At 65.7% G+C, this 15,320-nt stretch carries 13 protein-coding genes and 2 tRNA genes; 8 read left to right on the top strand and 7 right to left on the bottom strand.

From position 1 onward, the window contains the following. The first annotated feature begins 102 nt into the window (after positions 1 to 102). From ACZ5YA_RS24920 to ACZ5YA_RS24935, 4 genes are all read left to right on the top strand, one after another. Entirely contained in the window at positions 103 to 564 is a 462-nt protein-coding gene (locus ACZ5YA_RS24920; RefSeq protein WP_280015743.1) for an Lrp/AsnC family transcriptional regulator, read from the top strand. A gap of 117 nt (positions 565 to 681) precedes the next feature. Further along, positions 682 to 1,209, top strand: a complete 528-nt coding sequence (locus tag ACZ5YA_RS24925) for a DUF4142 domain-containing protein (RefSeq protein WP_118931669.1) — start codon at positions 682 to 684, stop codon at positions 1,207 to 1,209. Continuing rightward, entirely contained in the window at positions 1,202 to 1,576 is a 375-nt protein-coding gene (locus ACZ5YA_RS24930) for a cupredoxin domain-containing protein (RefSeq protein ID WP_240633189.1), read from the top strand. Before ACZ5YA_RS24925 ends, ACZ5YA_RS24930 begins: the two co-directional genes overlap by 8 nt. Positions 1,577 to 1,597: 21 nt before the next feature. Next, positions 1,598 to 2,290, top strand: coding sequence for an RNA polymerase sigma factor (locus ACZ5YA_RS24935; protein ID WP_464091381.1), 693 nt, complete (start codon positions 1,598 to 1,600; stop codon positions 2,288 to 2,290). 392 nt (positions 2,291 to 2,682) lie between these two features. On the opposite strand, the gene ACZ5YA_RS24940 is transcribed toward ACZ5YA_RS24935, so the two are convergent. The 6 genes from ACZ5YA_RS24940 to ACZ5YA_RS24965 form a co-directional block, all read right to left on the bottom strand. After that, entirely contained in the window at positions 2,683 to 5,040 is a 2,358-nt protein-coding gene (locus ACZ5YA_RS24940; protein ID WP_464091382.1) for a copper-transporting P-type ATPase, read from the bottom strand. A gap of 128 nt (positions 5,041 to 5,168) precedes the next feature. Beyond that, the gene (locus ACZ5YA_RS24945; protein ID WP_464091383.1) at positions 5,169 to 5,564 is read right to left on the bottom strand and encodes a hypothetical protein; all 396 of its coding nucleotides are present in this window, start codon (positions 5,562 to 5,564) and stop codon (positions 5,169 to 5,171) included. A 135-nt stretch (positions 5,565 to 5,699) separates the two neighbouring features. Beyond that, the gene (locus ACZ5YA_RS24950; RefSeq protein WP_464091384.1) at positions 5,700 to 6,467 is read right to left on the bottom strand and encodes a hypothetical protein; all 768 of its coding nucleotides are present in this window, start codon (positions 6,465 to 6,467) and stop codon (positions 5,700 to 5,702) included. A 41-nt stretch (positions 6,468 to 6,508) separates the two neighbouring features. Then, entirely contained in the window at positions 6,509 to 8,248 is a 1,740-nt protein-coding gene (locus ACZ5YA_RS24955; RefSeq protein ID WP_251878066.1) for an ABC transporter ATP-binding protein, read from the bottom strand. A gap of 113 nt (positions 8,249 to 8,361) precedes the next feature. Next, positions 8,362 to 8,437: transfer RNA gene (locus tag ACZ5YA_RS24960), tRNA-Phe, on the bottom strand. Between the two features lie 35 nt (positions 8,438 to 8,472). Further along, on the bottom strand, positions 8,473 to 10,971 hold the full coding sequence (locus ACZ5YA_RS24965) for a mechanosensitive ion channel family protein (RefSeq protein WP_464091385.1): 2,499 nt from the start codon (positions 10,969 to 10,971) through the stop codon (positions 8,473 to 8,475). A 214-nt stretch (positions 10,972 to 11,185) separates the two neighbouring features. Between ACZ5YA_RS24965 and ACZ5YA_RS24970 the strand changes: the two genes are divergently transcribed. Next, positions 11,186 to 11,731 carry a MarR family transcriptional regulator gene (locus tag ACZ5YA_RS24970; RefSeq protein WP_118931677.1) on the top strand — a complete coding sequence of 182 codons (546 nt, stop codon included), beginning with the start codon at positions 11,186 to 11,188 and terminating at the stop codon, positions 11,729 to 11,731. A gap of 265 nt (positions 11,732 to 11,996) precedes the next feature. Further along, positions 11,997 to 12,404, top strand: a complete 408-nt coding sequence (locus tag ACZ5YA_RS24975; RefSeq protein WP_464091386.1) for a hypothetical protein — start codon at positions 11,997 to 11,999, stop codon at positions 12,402 to 12,404. Positions 12,405 to 12,495: 91 nt separating this feature from the next. On the opposite strand, the gene ACZ5YA_RS24980 is transcribed toward ACZ5YA_RS24975, so the two are convergent. Then, positions 12,496 to 12,571, bottom strand: a tRNA-Phe gene (locus ACZ5YA_RS24980). 301 nt (positions 12,572 to 12,872) lie between these two features. Between ACZ5YA_RS24980 and hemA the strand changes: the two genes are divergently transcribed. Further along, positions 12,873 to 14,147: a glutamyl-tRNA reductase gene (gene hemA, locus ACZ5YA_RS24985; protein ID WP_059378015.1), complete on the top strand. Its 1,275-nt coding sequence runs from the start codon at positions 12,873 to 12,875 to the stop codon at positions 14,145 to 14,147. A gap of 90 nt (positions 14,148 to 14,237) precedes the next feature. Beyond that, positions 14,238 to 15,320 (top strand): peptide chain release factor 1, encoded by a 1,083-nt coding sequence (gene prfA, locus ACZ5YA_RS24990; RefSeq protein WP_054457628.1) that lies wholly within the window; start codon positions 14,238 to 14,240, stop codon positions 15,318 to 15,320.

Raw genomic sequence — 15,320 nt, forward strand, 5'->3', positions numbered from 1 at the left:
AATGAAGTTTCCCGTCAAAATGGGGCCGGATTCCGGCGCGGCCGGGCTTAGAATCTGTTGGCGAGCCCTTTCCAGCCCGTTTCCAGACGTTCCGAGACCCTTATGGAACTAGACGATTTTGACCTTCAGATCCTGCAAAGCCTGCAGGAAGACAACCAGCGCACCAGCCAGGAAGTCGCGCAGCGCGTGAACCTGTCGCCGGTGTCCTGCCTGCGCCGCATGAAGCGGCTGCGCGAATCCAAGGTGGTGCTGGGGGACGTTTCCGTGGTCGATCCGGTCGCCGTGGGCCGCGGCATCATGATGGTCGTGCTGGTGACGCTGGAAAGCGAACGCGCCGACAAGCTCGACCAGTTCAAGCGCGCCATGCAGTCCGCGCCGGAAATCATGCAGTGCCTGTCGGTGACGGGCGAGGTGGACTTCGTCCTGACCATCACCATGCGCGACATGGCCGAATACGAGGCCTTCGCCCAGCGCAATTTCTGGGGCAATCCCAACGTCAAGCGCTTTTCCACGCTGGTGGTGCTGAACCGCGCCAAGTACGGCATGGCGGTGCCGGTGGGCTGATTCCCCCCCGTGCAGTCCGCGCCGGAACGCGGCGCGTTTTCGCGACATCCAACCCCATAAGCAGGCAAGGTTCCTGGCCATTCCGGCCGCGCCTGCATTCATGGTTTGGGGGATGAGATGAAAGCGATTCAAGCAAGATGGTTCCATGCGCTGGCCCTGGTGAGCTGCGGCGTGTTTGCCCATGGCAACGGGCCGACGGATCCGCAGATCGCGGCCATAGTCGTGGTTGCCAACCAGGTCGACATCGACGCCGGCAAACTGGCGCAGGACAAGACCGGCAACAAGGATGTGCGCGAGTTCGCCGCGTTGATGGTGACCGACCATGGCGCCGTCAACCAGTCGGCCGGCGAACTGGTGCAAAAGCTGAAGGTCACGCCCGAACCCAATCCGACCAGCGACAACCTGCAGCAAGGCGGCGACAAGAACCTCGCCGCGCTCAAGGGCATGAGCGGCGCCGCGTTCGACAAGGCTTATGTGGATCACGAGGTGGCCTATCACGAGGCCGTGATCCAGGCGTTGGATACGACCCTGATTCCGGGCGCGACCAACGCGGAGTTGAAGGCCTTGCTGGTCAAGGTGCGGCCCGCGTTCATCGCGCACCTGGAGCATGCCAAATCCCTGCAAAAGAGGCTCAACGGTGGCTGAAAGAACGATCCCCGGCGCGCGCGGGTCCGGACGCGCAAGTCTGGCCGCGCTGGCTGCGGGCCTGTTGCTGGCGGGCGGGTTGGCCACCGCCCAACAGATCCCGCCCGCCACTCAGCAGGCCGAACATGTGGTGACCATCGAAGGGATGCAGTTCACGCCTGCGACGCTGACGCTGAAGCCGGGCGAAAAGGTTACTTGGATCAACAAGGACCTGGTCCCGCATACCGCCTCCGCGGTATCCAAGGCGTTCGACTCAGGGGTTATCGCAGCCGGCGCCTCATGGACCTACACTGTGCGGGAGGCGGGCAGCAGCGCTTATGTCTGCCTGTTCCATCCGACGATGCAGGGCACTTTGATTGCGCAATGACGCATGGCGGAGGTCAGACCCATGACTGCACTTGCGGCGCTGGCGGCACCGCTGGCCGAAGATGAAGACCTGGCGCTCGCGCATCGTATCGTTGCGGGCGAGCAGACCGCGTTCGAATTGATGATGCGGCGGCACAACCGGCGGCTCTACCGCCTGGCGCGAGCCACCCTGCGCAACGACGCCGACGCCGAGGATGCCTTGCAGGAAGCCTACCTGGCGGCATACCGGAACATGGCCGCGTTCTGCGGCGAATCGACGCTGTTCACCTGGCTGACGCGGCTCTTGCTCAACGAATGCTACGGCCGGCTGCGCAAGCACAGCCGGCGCGAGGCGCTGTTGCCCATCGCCGACGACATAGAGAAAGAGGTTGATGCGATGACCATCAACGACTTCAACCCGCCTTACCATGCCGCTGCTCGAGCCGAGCTCAGGGGCCTGCTCGAAGCGCGGCTGGACGCCTTGCCGGTCTCGTTCCGGACCGTGTTCGTGCTGCGCTCGGTCGAGGAGCTTTCCGTCGAGGAAACGGCGCATTGCCTGGGCATCCCCGAGGCCACCGTCCGCAGCCGCCATTTCCGCGCCAATGCGCTGCTGCGCGAAGCGCTGGCGCGGGATGTGGGGGTGGTGGAGAAAAGTTTGTTTGAGTTCGATGGGGATGATTGCGACAGGGTGGTGGCGGGGACGCTGGCGCGGTTGGGCGAGTGTTCCAAAAACTAGGTAAATGTTGATATGTACCTGCATATAGGAACAACGCGTCTGAGCGCAGGCACCTTATAGGCCGAAAACGTCCCATACGCTGTTGTGTGCATCGTCGATGTAGAGCCAGAATTGCTGAAATCCGCAACGACGAGAGAAGCGTATGCAACCGGCGAAGCAAGGGCCCGTGTGTCAGTCTTATAGTGCAAGAATGGGCGTTTCCATTGCCGAGCCTCTAGGTATACTGCGCTTAACAACACCCGCCACACTTCAGGCCTGTGCACGAGCGCAGGCACAGTGCTCCCAGGGCGGGTTTCTCATTTCTGCGATGAATCGAGTTTGGCCAGTGCGAGCGCATTGACGTGGCCGTTCGTACTACCCCAAGTAATGGACGTCCATGCAGTATGGGGCGTTTATTTTTCGCCCCGCAACCTCAACGCATTGAATATCACCGAAGCCGAACTCAGGCTCATCGCCAGCGCCGCAATCATCGGCGACAGCAGCCAACCCGTGAACGGATACAGGACGCCCGCCGCTATCGGCACGCCGATGCCGTTATAGACAAAGGCGAACATCAGGTTCTGCCGCATGTTGCGCACGGTGTCGATGGAGATCTGGCGCGAGGCGGCGATGCCGCGCAGGTCGCCCTTGACCAGCGTCACCTGGCCGCTGTTCATCGCCACATCGGTGCCCGTGCCCATGGCCACGCCCACGTCGGCGCGCGCCAGTGCCGGCGCGTCGTTGATGCCATCGCCCGCCATCGCCACCACATGGCCGTCCTGTTGCAGCTTTTCCACCAGCGCCAGCTTGTCGGCCGGCTTGACCTCGCCGTGCACCTCGTCGATGCGCAGCGCGGCGCCGACGGCGCGGGCGGTGGTCAGGCCGTCGCCTGTCGCCATCACGATGCGCAGACCGCTGCCGTGCAGGTTCTGGATGGCCTCATGCGTGCTGGGCTTGATCGGGTCGGTCACGGCCAGGATCCCGGCGAACTGGCCGTCCACGGCCAGGTGCATGATGCTGGCGCCTTCGCCGCGCAGGCGTTCGCCGTCAGCGCGCAGCGCGTCGACCTGCACGCCTTCCTGTTCCATCAGGGCGGTGTTGCCCAGCGCCAGGCGCTTGCCTTCCACCATGCCGCGCACGCCGATGCCGCTGCCGGAGTCGAAGTCCTCGGCCTTGGCCAGCGTCAGGCCCTGCGCGCGCGCCGCGCTGACGATGGCGTCGGCCAGCGGATGTTCGCTGCCCTGGTCCAGGCTGGCGGCCAGGCGCAGCACCTCGTCGGGCGTGTACCCGGGCGCGGCGACCGCGGTGTCGAAGGCGGGTTTGCCTTCGGTCAGGGTGCCGGTCTTGTCCACGATCAGCGTGTCCACCTCGCGCATCTTTTCGATGGCGCCGGCGTCGCGGAACAGCACGCCCTGTGCGGCGCCGCGGCCCGTGGCCACCATGACCGACATGGGCGTCGCCAGCCCCAGCGCGCAGGGGCAGGCAATGATGAGCACCGCGACCGCGTTGATCAGGCCATACACCCAGCTGGGCTCCGGCCCGAAAAAGCCCCATACCAGCAGCGTGGAGATCGCCACCAGCACCACGCCAATGACGAATTTGCCCGCCACCACGTCCGCCATGCGCTGCATGGGCGCCTTGGAGCGCTGGGCGTTGGCGACCATCTGCACGATTTGCGCCAGCATGGTGGCCGCGCCGACCTTTTCTGACCGCATCACCAGGGTGCCGCTGGTGTTGAGCGTGGCGCCGATCAGCTTGTCGCCTTCGCGCTTGCTGACGGGTACGGGCTCGCCGGTAAGCATGGACTCGTCCACGGCGCTGCGGCCCTCGGTGACGACGCCGTCCACCGGGATTTTCTCGCCGGGCCGCACGCGCAGCAGGTCGCCCACGTGCACGTGATTCAGCGGCACGTCTTCCTCGCTGCCGTCGGCGTTGATGCGCCGCGCCGTCTTGGGCGCCAGGCCGAGCAGGGCCTTGATCGCGGCGGACGTTTGCGAACGCGCCTTCAGTTCCAGGATCTGCCCCAGCATGGTCAGCGAGATGATGACCACGGCGGCCTCGAAGTACACCGCCACGCGGCCCATCGAGACAAAGGAATCCGGGAACACGCCAGGCGCCAGCGTGGCGACCACGCTGTAGATGAACGCGGCCGCCGTGCCCAGGCTGATCAGCGTCCACATGTTCGGACTGCGATGCACCAGGGATTGCCAGCCGCGCACGAAGAACGGCCAGCCCGTCCAAAACACCACCGGCAGGGACAGCGCCAACTCCAGCCAGCTCTGGGTCGCCATGTCGAACCAGCCCAGGCGATGGCCGAGCATGGCCATGACGGCCACGATGAGGGTCAGGGGCAGCGTCCACCAGAAACGGCGCTGGAAATCCTTGAGTTCGCTGTTGTCTTCCTCGTCCAACGGGATGAGCGGCTCCAGCGTCATGCCGCATTTGGGGCAGTTCCCGGGGTGATCCTGGCGGATCTCCGGGTGCATGGGGCAGGTGTAGATGGTGCCTGGGGGGATCTCGGGGGGCGCGGCAGGCTGGGCGGCGGCGTCGTGGCCTGCGTGGCGGCTACCGTGGTCGGGGCCGTGATGCTGGTGCGCTTCATGGTCGCCGTGTGCATGCGCAGCCTGATCCTGTACCTGTCCTTCTGGCACCAGATGCATCTGGCACTTGGGGCAGCGTCCCGGGTGGTCCTGGCGGATTTCCGGGTGCATGGGGCACACATAGAGCGTGCCGTCCTTCGATGCAGCGTCGCCGTGACGAGAGTGATTCATACCCATCCCTTTCGAGTGCCGGTGTGATCCTTCGTGCGCCTATTATGCCCAGGCCGGACGCCTGCGGCGCAACAGACTTGCCGCAGTGGTATCGCTGCGGGGCCGGCCGCAGCGATGACTCATGGCGGTCAGCCCTTGGCCGCCGGGGAAGTTGCGGGTTCCGCCGCCGACGGCGCATCGCCCGTCGATTTCATCATCGATCCCATCATCTCTTGGCAGCCCTGCATGCCGGCGCCATTGGCGGGCATGGACTTCATGTGGTCGGCCATCAAGGCCTGGCGCTCTTCCGGCGTCTGGGCCGTAGCTATTTTCTGATGCATGCCATTCATGGCCTGCATGTGCGCCTCCATGTTCTTCATCATGCCGCCGCCCGGCGCCATTTGCGGCTTCGAGGCCGGCTCGCTCGCCGCGGCGGGAGTGGCGTGATGCGTGGAATGCTCGCCGCCCGCGGCCTGCGCGTGGGCCGCGCCGATCAAGCCCAGGCTCAACGCGCATGCGCTGAAAAAGGTGGTCAGGGTCTTCATGTTCAGCTCCTTTCTGTGGTCTGGAAGTGCATGGACCCCAGTGTGGGGGGCTGACGGGGGCGGGGAGGTTACGTGGGGATTACTTTTCTGTAATGTTGCGGCACAGGTGGGCGTACATCCGACACGATGCGCCGGTCATTGGTTATCAGGCCACCGCGTAAAAATCGCATCCTGCTCCAGCGCGCGCTTGCGCCACGCATTGAGCAGTTCGGCCAACGCTTCGTGGGTCAGCCCGTAAGTTTCACCCAGGCTGGAATTGCGGCCGACGAAATGCCGGTTGAGCCCCATCGTGCCCGCCCGCTCGACCGCCGCGTCGTCGAAAACAATGAGCTTGGACACCGCGCGGCTGACGTTGATCACGCTGAACTCGCTGGTGTCTTGCCAGCGTATCGTCCTGCCGTTCCATACCTGTTGTGTTTCGAAGCCATCGCGGCCCAGGCGCAGGCTGGTGCCGTTCTTGGCGGCGCGCAGCAGCAGCATGACTGCGCCAAACAAAAAGAACGCGGCGCCCGGCCACAGGATCAATTGCTTCAGCGGCGGCAGCGATTCGTGCAGCAGCATCCACAGGATCACGCCGCCGAAGCCCGCCGACAGCAGGGAGAACACCAGCAGCTTGCCTTTCGCTGCCTTGAGCTCCAGGGGGCCTGGATACCGCACCAGCATCGTTGCGGCCGAGCGCGAGTCGCGCTGCAGCAGTTGCGGCCATATCTGTAGAACACCGGTCGCCGCGCAGATGCCGAAGAACAGCGTGACGGGAATGCCCGCCTCGGCGCCGTCCCGGATCATTTCCGTGCCCAGGTAGACAAACACCAGGCTGATGATCAGGCAGACGTAGACGAGCAGGCTGGTCCGCTTTCGGCGGGGAGGGCGCTGCGCGGTATGGAGGGTGGGCGGCTGTGTCATGGATGGTGAGTGTATTGGTCCCAGGCGGCCGTTGTCGCCCATCAAGGATGATGCCGGGCCAGCACTTCGTCGCGCGGTCCCGCATCGACCACGCGCCCCGCGTCCATCACCACGATGGTGTCGAAGCGGTTGAGCAGGCTGGGCCGGTGCACCGAGGCCACGATGCAAGCCGTGGGGAACGCGGCGTACATGCGGTCGAACACCCGGCCTTCGGCTTGCGGGTCGAGCGCGCTGGTGGGCTCGTCCAGCAGCAGCAGGGAACTGCCGTGCGCGGCCAGCGCCCCGCGCGACAGGGCCAGGCGTTGGCGTTGCCCGCCGGACAGGTTGCTGCCCCGTTCATTCATCGGACTGGCCAGGCCGTCGGGCATGCGTTGCAGCACTTCGTCGAACACGCCGGTGTGCACGGCGGCTTGCAGCGCGGCCGCTTCGGCAGGTTCGCCGAAGGTGAGATTTTCCTGCACGCTGGCTTCGAAGACTTCGGCTTCCTGCGGAATCAGCGTGGCCAACGTGCGCAGTTCGGCCCAGTCCACCGGCTTGCCGTCGAGCAGCAGCTCGCCCTGCTGCGGCGGATAGAGTCCGGCAAGAGTGCGCAGCAGGGTGCTCTTGCCGCCGCCGCTGGCGCCGATCAGCGCGACGCGTGAACCGCGCCGCAGCACCAGGTCGACGCCATGCAGGCCGCCGCGGCCTTCATCCGAATAGCGCCAGGTCGCGCCGCGCAACTCCAGGGTCTGCCATGGCGCGTCGGCTTGGACCGCGGGGACGGCGGCATTGGGGTTGCCAGGCGCCTGCCAGATGGGTTCGGCGCTGCTGTAGTCGGTGTGCATGCGCGCGAAGCTCTGGAAGTTGGAAGCGATGGCGCTGACCACGGACGCGGCCTGCTGGGCGTATTGATAGATCATGAAGATAGTGCCCAGCAATAGCGCCTGCCCGGGTTCGCGGTGCCGCAGCACATACTCCACGACGAGGATCCAGGTAAGGCACATGCCCGCCAGGTCCACCACGCACCATTTCACCTCGTTGACCCACAGGGCGCGGCGCAAGGGCTTCATGACCGCCTGCAGGCGGCGGCCCAGGATCTTGCGCGAGGCGGCTTGCAGCCGCAGGCCTATCACGGTGCCGGCATTGCTGACGAAATCGAGCAGCGCCGCGACGTAGCGGCGTTCCTGGTCGTTTTCGTCGCGGGCCAGCCGCATCAGCGCGAGGTCGAAGCGCAAGGTGACCAGGGCGATGATCAGGTAGCCGCTTACGGCGATGATGCCGCTGACGTGGGACAGCAAAGTCAGCGCCACCAGCGGGCCGATGAAATTCAAGGCGCTGTGCAGGTAGCCGTACATGCTGCGGGCGAACGTCGACAAGGCGCGGCTGGATTGCAGCACGCGGTGTTGCAGATCGCCGGAGTGGCGGCCGTCGCGCCAGGTCAGCGGGGCGGCGGCGATACGGGCATAGAGATCGTCGGCCTGCCGTTCGCGGACATGCACGCCCACATTGCCTTCCAGGACGCGTCCCGGCCCGTGGAACACCCAGGACATCATGTAGCTGCCGACCAGGAACAGGATCCACAGGCCGGCGGTGGGCATGTCGTTCTGCTGCAAGGCATTGATGGCGTGCGAGGCCAGCCAGGGCAGGGTCAGCTTGACCAGTTGCGCGCCGGACAGCAGCGCGATGGCGCCCATCAGCTGCCGCCGGGCGCCTTCGGCGTAGTGCCAGAGCGCGCGATACAGCACGAGCGCCGCGCGGCCCATGCCGATGGAGGAAGAGGGGGAGGTGGAGTCAGGCTTCATCGCGTAGGGGGGGAAGTCAGGGATGGCACGGCATGACTATGCTATCCGACATGCGCCGCCGCGCCCCAAAGCAAAAAGCCCCGCCAAAGGCGGGGCCAAGTGCTTGAATTCATTGGTGGCCTGGGGCGGAATCGAACCACCGACACAAGGATTTTCAATCCTCTGCTCTACCGACTGAGCTACCAGGCCAACGCGAAAGTCCGCCACTATACACAATATCCGCGTCATGTGGGCGGCGGCCCGCCATCCGGCGCCGCGCGGCGGGCTTGCGCTAGGACGGCGCTGGCTTCCGGGGAAATGCTGCGCAGGTGCAGATCGGTCTGCGGATAGGGGATCTCGATGCCGGCCTGCGTCAGCGCCTCGTACATTCGCGACAGCATGTCGCTGCGGATGGACATCCATTGGTCGAAGTCCGGCGTCCAGGCGCGGACGCTGAAATCCAGGGAGCTTGCGCCAAAGCCCATGAAGAGCGCGATGGGCGCCGGCTGGGTGGAGACGCCCAGCGTGCCGCGTGCCACCGAGCCCAGCAGTTCGATGGCCTGCGCGGGGTCCGTGCCGTAGGCCAGGCCAAGGTTGATTTCGATGCGGCGGTTGCGGTCCAGCATGGTCCAGTTGGTCAGCTTCTCCGACAGCAGGGTGCCGTTCGGGACCACCACGTCGGCGCCCTCGAAGGTCCGGATGCGGGTGGCGCGCATCCCGATCTCGCGCACCTGGCCGGAGGTTTCGCCGATTTCCACCACGTCGCCGGGCTGGATCGGGCGCTCGAACATCAGGATGAGGCCCGACACGAAGTTGTTGACCACGTTCTGCAGGCCGAAGCCGATGCCCACGCCCAGGGCGCCGAGCACCAGGGCCAATTGGCTGGTCCTGACGCCGGCGGCCGACAGCGCCACCGCCAGGCCCAGCAGCAGCACCGAGTAGTAGGTCAGCGAGGCGATGCTGTTGCCCACGCCGCGCGGCAGCGGCATGCGGGCCAGCACTTCGTCGTGCAGTACCAGGCGGATCGCGCGCGCGGCCCAGAACGCGATCAGCACCGAGATCGCGAACACCAGGATGTTGCCCAGGCTGATGGTGATGTCGCCGAGCGCCAGCGTGTACGAAAGCACCTTCGTGGTGAAGGCGTAGGTGGCGCGCAGGATGCGGAAGCGGTCCATCGTGTAGATGGCCCAGCCCGCGACCGCGCTGGCCATCACCAGGCGGATCAGCAATTGCACCAGAGGCGGAGCATGCTCGCGCGCGATGCGAAAGCGCGACACCCCGGGCCGCGCCAGCATCAGTTGCAGCAGGGTGACGATGATGGTGACCCCGGCGTAGAGCATCAGGCCGAAATAGCCGCTGCTGATGACGGCGCTGGTCAGCATCTCGGCCATCGACAGGTTGCCGACGAGGTTGGCGATGCCGGCAATGGCCAGCAGCGCCACCGCGGCCCAGGCGCCGATGCGCACGGCCTGGTGCAGCCGGCCGGGCGCCTGGGCCGCGCTGCCGCGGCGCTTGGCCCGGGCATGCAGCCACAGCGCCGTGGCCAGGGCCAGCAGGGTGATGACGAGGTTGTGCAGCCGGTACAGCGTTTCGCTGGCCAGGAAGAAGATGCCCAGCCGCTCCGCCAGATACAGCCCGGTGATGGCGTAGGGCCACAGGTCGAGTTGCTCGCGCGCGGTTGGCGGCAGCAGGCGCAGCACGGGGACGACCGCCAGCAGCAGGGCGATCTGCAGCACGATCAGTGGCGCGTCCGACTCCAGCAGTTGCACGCCCATCATGGCTAGCAGCAGCCAGGCTGACAGCGGGCGCCCAAGCACTCGCGCGGCTGTCTCGCTCATTTCGCCGGCCCGGATGGCGTGGCGGCTGTGCCAGGCCAGCCACAGCAGCAGGGGCAGCAGCACCACTTGCAGCACGTGCAGGGCAAGTTGGTTGCCGGTATCGGCCGCCGCGTATTGACGGGCGAAGCGCATTTCCATGTCCAGGCCGCTGCGCAGATAGGCCCTTGCATCGCTGCGGGCGGTGGGCGTGAAGGTGGCGGCCCACAGCGGCGGTCCGTCCAGTTCGAGCAGGCGGGCATCGATGTAGCTGATGGCGTCGGCTACCGAGCGCTGTCCGGCCTGGATGCGTTCTTCGACGGAGTTGGCGCGCTGGCCCAGCGCGATCTGGCGGCCCAGCGGCACCGACAAGGCTTGTTCGGCCCGGGCCAGTTGCGCGATGACCGAATCCATCCGCGCGGTCAGGGCAGGCGGCAGATCGGCGGCGCCGGGCGCGCCCTTGAGCACTTGCCATGCTTCGCGGCGGCGCGCCAGCTCGGCGGCATCGCTGGCGTAGGCGGCGGTCGCCTGGCGCATGTCCGCCTGCCAGTCGGCGAAACGCCTCGCATCGAACATCCAGTGCCGCTCCAGGCTTTCCAGCCGCATGATGGGCAGGGTGCGCAATTGAGCCGGCAGGAACTGCTGGAGCTTTTCGTCCACGGACCGGGAAATCGATTCCAGGCGCGGCGCCAGCGAGTCGGTGGGGTCGGCCCCCGTGATGCGCTCCATGACGCTTTCGGCATAGCGGTGATCGGTGTCCGCGCGCAGCGGGATCTCTGCCACCAGGATCGCGTGGGCCTGCGTGGAAGCCGGGACGGGGCGGGCCGGCTCCGTCGCGGTGCCCTGGGCGTAGGCGGGGCCGAGCAGGCTGGCCAGCAGTGCAATCAGACCGAAAAGCGCTTTTGCTCTTGCCGTTGCTTGGGCGCGCATGTCGCGGCTCCGGTGGATGGATGCGGCGGGCTACGAAAAATGGCGTCTTACGATATCGCGGAAGCGCGCTTGAGGGAAAGGGGCGTCCGGAAAGCAAAAAGCCCAGCCGGTAAGGGCTGGGCTTTTTTTGGCCGCGGATAGAGGGTAGGGCACTGGCAAAAAAACGTCTCGTCAGCGATATTCGTAATTCGCGAATAGCGAATATCACCCTGAGATGGAACTAAAACCTCAAGACCTGCTGGTATTGCTAAAGGTGGCCGCCCATCCGCCGCAGCGCTGGACCTACGCCGCGCTGGGGGCAGCGCTGTCTATGAGCGCTTCGGAGGCCCATGCGAGCGTGAAGCGCTCCGTGGCATCGGGCCTGGCGGTGGCGCCGGCACGCGGTCAATGGTCACCTGTACGTGCCAATCTTCTAGAGTTTGTCGTGCACGGCGCGCGCTACGTCTGGCCGGCCACACTGGGGCCGGTCAAGCGTGGTGTGCCGACAGCCTTCGGCAGCGACCCTTTGGCCAGCCAATTGATGGCAGCTCCAGGAGAGGCGCCCGTCTGGGCACACCCCACGGGCTCATCAAAAGGGCCCACGCTTTCGCCGCTCTACCGCACAGCACCGCAGGCTGCTCTATCGGACCCGGCGCTGCACCGCCTGCTCGCGCTGTTGGATGCCTTGCGCACCGGGCGCGCCCGCGAGCGTGCGCTTGCCGCCAAACTGATGGAGACTGAACTGATGCGCGTTGACGCAGGAGCTGCCGATGCGGGCTGACGACCCTAACCTGCCTTACTTGCGCAGCATCGCCGAGGCACTGGGCGAACTGCGGGGGCAGGTCGTGTTTGTCGGGGGCGCCGTGGCGGGCTTGCTAATCACTGACCCATTGGCCGACCCCGTACGCGCTACGCGCGACGTGGATGCCGTGCTGGAGGGTAATTGAGCCAGGTTCCATCGCTTCGAAGAAGCCGTGGCGGCGCGCGGATTTGCGCGCGATGTGAGCAGCGATGTTATTTGTCGGTGGGTACACAAGAAATCTGGCGTGATCTTTGACCTTATGCCAATTCAGCCGGAGGTCCTGGGCTTTTCCAATCGCTGGTATCCCTACGCGGCCGAGACTGCGGGCACCATTGATCTGGGAAATGGTGTCACGATCAAGCTAATGAGCGCTGTGGCCTTTGTCGCCACCAAACTTGAAGCTTTCGCCAGCCGAGGGGGCGGCGATTTCATAAACAGCCATGACCTGGAAGATGTGCTGAACATCATCGATGGGCGTGGGGAACTGGGCGCAGAACTGGCCGTCGCCCCAGTCGAATTGCGCAAAGCCGTAGGCGATGCATTCGCCCGATTAGTCAAGAATCCTGACTTCGCGAACGTGCTGCCAGGTCTTATTTCCGAGCCAGAGCGCGCCGGCCTCATCATGGAGCGCTTGATCAGCCTCAGCCAATGAAATGAGCCGGCATCAGGGCGCCAAAAGTGGCAGAAGCCGACAGACCAAAGCAAAAAGCCCCGCTTGTGCGGGGCTCGTTGCTTGAATCTTTTGGTGGCCTGGGGCGGAATCGAACCACCGACACAAGGATTTTCAATCCTCTGCTCTACCGACTGAGCTACCAGGCCAACGAAGTCCGCAACTATACACAATTTTTGAGGCTTGCGCCAGTCGGGGAGAAAATCCCTGGATATTTCGCCGCCCTGCCGGGGCGTCGTCTGAATCAAGGGCCGAATTGTTGGGCGGACGGCACGAAAGGTGCGACCCAGGGTCGCGGCCCGGGGGTGAAATGGCCTGGGGATTACCCGCAGGGGTATAATGATTAGCGGTCTGACGCTGCATCCAGGTTTGTATATCCCCGGTGCGGCGCCTCGTTCTTAGTGGCAGTACTTAACGCTTACGCGCGGATGGCCCGGCCATCCTTCCCACATGTCGGTAGCTGTCCTTGCCTTCGGTCTGAATCACACGTCCGCGCCGGTTTCGGTCCGCGAACGCGTTTCCATGCCCGTCGATCTGGTGAAGCCCGCGCTGGAAGGCCTGCGTTCGGCGTTCGGCGGCTCGGTCCGCGAAGCCGCCATCCTGTCCACCTGTAACCGCACCGAAATCTATTGCGCTGCCGACGGCCACGTGGCCGATCAGCTGCCGGCCTGGCTGGCTGACTACAACCGCCTGGACGCCGGCACGCTGCGCCCGCATCTCTACCGCCATCATCAGGACGACGCCGTGCGCCACGCCTTCCGCGTGGCCAGCGGCCTGGACTCCATGGTGCTGGGCGAAACCCAGATCGTGGGCCAGATGAAGGACGCCGTGCGCGCGGCCGGCGAAGCCGGGTCGCTGGGCACCTTGCTGCACCAGATGTTCCAGCGCACCTTCTCGGTGGCCAAGGAAGTCCGGTCGCAAACCGCCATCGGCGCGCAGTCGGTGTCCATGGCCGCCGCCGCGGTGCGCCTGGCCGAACGTGTGTTCGGCAACCTGGACCAGGCCCGCACGCTGTTCATCGGCGCGGGCGAAATGATCGAATTGTGCGCCACGCACTTCGCCGCGCAGCGTCCGCGCAGCATGGTGGTGGCCAACCGCACGGCCGAACGCGCCGAGGTCCTGGCCAACCGCTTTGCGGCCAGCACCATGAAGCTGTCGGACCTGACGGACCGCCTGTCCGAGTTCGACGTCATCGTCTCCTGTACGGCAAGCTCCCTGCCCATCCTCGGTTTGGGGATGGTGGAGCGGGCCACGCGCCTGCGCCGCCACCGCCCCATGGTCATGATCGACCTGGCCGTGCCGCGCGACATCGAACCCGAGGTCGGCCGCCTGGACGACGTCTACCTGTATTCGGTGGACGACCTGGGCCGCCTGGTGCAGACCGGCACCGACGCGCGCCGCGCGGCCGTGGTGCAGGCCGAAGCCATCATCGAAACCCGCGTCCAGGGCTTCATGCACTGGATGCAGTCCCGCGAAGTGGTGCCCGTCATCCGCGACCTGCACCAGGCCGCCGAAGACGTGCGCAGCGCCGAGCTGGAACGCGCCCGCCGCCTGCTGGCGCGGGGCGAATCGCCGGAAGCCGTGTTGGAACAACTGGCCCACGGCTTGACGCAGAAGTACCTGCACGGCCCGCTGGCGGCCCTGAACCGCAGCGAAGGCGAGGACCGCAAGCAGCTGCTTGCCTGGATGCCGCGCCTGTTCCCCGGCCGCGACTCCCGCCGTTAGCGACTCTGCCCCACGTCCCGCCTCCTGGCGGGCGTTCGTCTTTTGGGCGCCCGCTATCCGCTTTCCCGCTTTTCTTTTTGGTCATTCCCCATGAAATCTTCCATGCGCAGCCGGCTGGAGCACCTGTGCCACCGCCTCATTGAGGTCGACGCATTGCTCGCCGAACCGGAAACCGCGTCCGACATGGACCGTTTCCGCAAGCTCTCGCGTGAACGCGCGGAACTGGAGCCCGTGGTCGAGGCGTTCACCGCCTTTGCCCGCACCGAGGATGATCTGGCCGCGGCGCAAGAAATGCTGTCCGACCCGGACCTGAAATCCATGGCCGAGGACGAGATCAAGTCCGGCCGCGTCAAGCTCGAGGAGCTGGAAGGCGCATTGCAGTTGCTGCTGCTGCCGCGCGATCCCAACGACGGACGCAGCGTGTTCCTGGAAATCCGCGCCGGCACGGGTGGCGACGAAAGCGCGCTGTTCTCGGGCGACTTGCTGCGCATGTATACCCGCTACGCGGAGCAACGCGGCTGGCGCGTGGAGCTGATGTCTGAAAGCGCATCCGAGCTCGGCGGCTACAAGGAAGTGATCGCGCGCATCGACGGCGACGGCGCCTATGGCCGCCTGAAGTTCGAGTCCGGCGCGCACCGCGTGCAGCGCGTGCCCGCCACCGAGGCGCAGGGCCGCATCCATACCTCGGCCTGCACGGTGGCCATCATGGCCGAAGCGGACGAGATGTCCGAAATCGTCATCAACCCCAGCGATTTGCGCATCGACACCTTCCGCGCCAGCGGCGCGGGCGGCCAGCACATCAACAAGACCGATTCGGCCGTGCGCATCACCCACCTGCCGACCGGGCTGGTGGTGGAATGCCAGGACGACCGCTCGCAGCACCGCAACAAGGACAAGGCCATGCAGGTGCTGGCCGCTCGCCTGAAGGACAAGGAAACCCGCGAACGGCAGAGCAAGGAGGCCGCCGAACGCAAGAGCCTGATCGGTTCGGGCGACCGCTCCGAGCGCATCCGCACCTACAACTTCCCGCAAGGCCGCGTGACCGACCACCGCATCAACCTGACGCTGTACAAGCTGCAGCAGATCATGGAAGGCGACCTGGAAGAGCTGACCGGCGCCTTGATCTCCGAACACCAGGCCGAGCAGCTGGCGGCCCTGGGCGACGACATCTGA

The sequence above is a fragment of the Achromobacter sp. JCM 18799 genome (genome assembly GCF_055395645.1).

What these genes read in the sequence shown, in the direction of transcription:
- ACZ5YA_RS24925 (WP_118931669.1), top strand. Translation starts at nt 682, where the DNA reads ATGAAAGCGATTCAAGCAAGATGGTTCCATGCGCTGGCCCTGGTGAGC.
- prfA (WP_054457628.1), top strand. Translation starts at nt 14,238, where the DNA reads ATGAAATCTTCCATGCGCAGCCGGCTGGAGCACCTGTGCCACCGCCTC.
- ACZ5YA_RS24945 (WP_464091383.1), bottom strand. Translation starts at nt 5,564, where the DNA reads ATGAAGACCCTGACCACCTTTTTCAGCGCATGCGCGTTGAGCCTGGGC.
- ACZ5YA_RS24940 (WP_464091382.1), bottom strand. Translation starts at nt 5,040, where the DNA reads ATGAATCACTCTCGTCACGGCGACGCTGCATCGAAGGACGGCACGCTC.
- ACZ5YA_RS24920 (WP_280015743.1), top strand. Translation starts at nt 103, where the DNA reads ATGGAACTAGACGATTTTGACCTTCAGATCCTGCAAAGCCTGCAGGAA.
- hemA (WP_059378015.1), top strand. Translation starts at nt 12,873, where the DNA reads ATGTCGGTAGCTGTCCTTGCCTTCGGTCTGAATCACACGTCCGCGCCG.
- ACZ5YA_RS24965 (WP_464091385.1), bottom strand. Translation starts at nt 10,971, where the DNA reads ATGCGCGCCCAAGCAACGGCAAGAGCAAAAGCGCTTTTCGGTCTGATT.
- ACZ5YA_RS24935 (WP_464091381.1), top strand. Translation starts at nt 1,598, where the DNA reads ATGACTGCACTTGCGGCGCTGGCGGCACCGCTGGCCGAAGATGAAGAC.
- ACZ5YA_RS24955 (WP_251878066.1), bottom strand. Translation starts at nt 8,248, where the DNA reads ATGAAGCCTGACTCCACCTCCCCCTCTTCCTCCATCGGCATGGGCCGC.
- ACZ5YA_RS24950 (WP_464091384.1), bottom strand. Translation starts at nt 6,467, where the DNA reads ATGACACAGCCGCCCACCCTCCATACCGCGCAGCGCCCTCCCCGCCGA.
- ACZ5YA_RS24970 (WP_118931677.1), top strand. Translation starts at nt 11,186, where the DNA reads ATGGAACTAAAACCTCAAGACCTGCTGGTATTGCTAAAGGTGGCCGCC.